Below are 502 nucleotides of genomic sequence, written 5' to 3'. Positions count from 1 at the left end.
CAGGGCTAAATGAAGAGATCATCAATCAATTATAAACAAATATTGGTATCCTAGCTGCAATCGCTCTACCTGCTTACCAAGACTACATCTCTAAGTCTCAAACTACTCGTGTAGTAGGCGAGCTAGCTGCTGGTAAAACTGCTGTGGATGCTGCGTTGTTTGAGGGTAAGACCCCAGTATTGGGAGCAGGTAATACTGCAACCACCGAAGAAGATGTTGGTCTAACTACTACTGGTGGTAAGGCTCGTTCTAACTTAATGAGTGCTGTTGCGATTGGAGGCGGTAAATTTGCCTCTGGTGCAGGTACCCTTGAAGGTACTTTGGGTGAACGTGCTAATAAAGATATCCACGGCACAGTTATTACCCAAAACCGTAATACAGACGGCACTTGGAACTGCACAGTTAAGGGTGCGGGTACTGGTTGGAAAGACAAATTCATACCTACTGGTTGTACAAAAGCTACTCCATAATCTAAATACCGACTCTAAAACACCACTCCATT

At 44.2% G+C, this 502-nt stretch carries 1 protein-coding gene; it reads left to right on the top strand.

Going from position 1 to position 502, the window contains the following annotated elements; all coding sequences use genetic code 11:
- Window positions 1-143 precede the first annotated feature (143 nt).
- Window positions 144-470 (top strand): pilin, encoded by a 327-nt coding sequence (locus IM753_RS13495; protein WP_370582860.1) that lies wholly within the window; start codon window positions 144-146, stop codon window positions 468-470.
- The last annotated feature ends 32 nt before the right edge of the window (window positions 471-502 follow it).

Source organism: Moraxella sp. K127 (assembly GCF_015223095.1).
Taxonomy (GTDB): Bacteria; Pseudomonadota; Gammaproteobacteria; order Pseudomonadales; family Moraxellaceae; genus Moraxella.
Note: the sequence above shows the minus strand (reverse complement) of the source record. Positions and strands in the feature narration are given on the sequence as shown.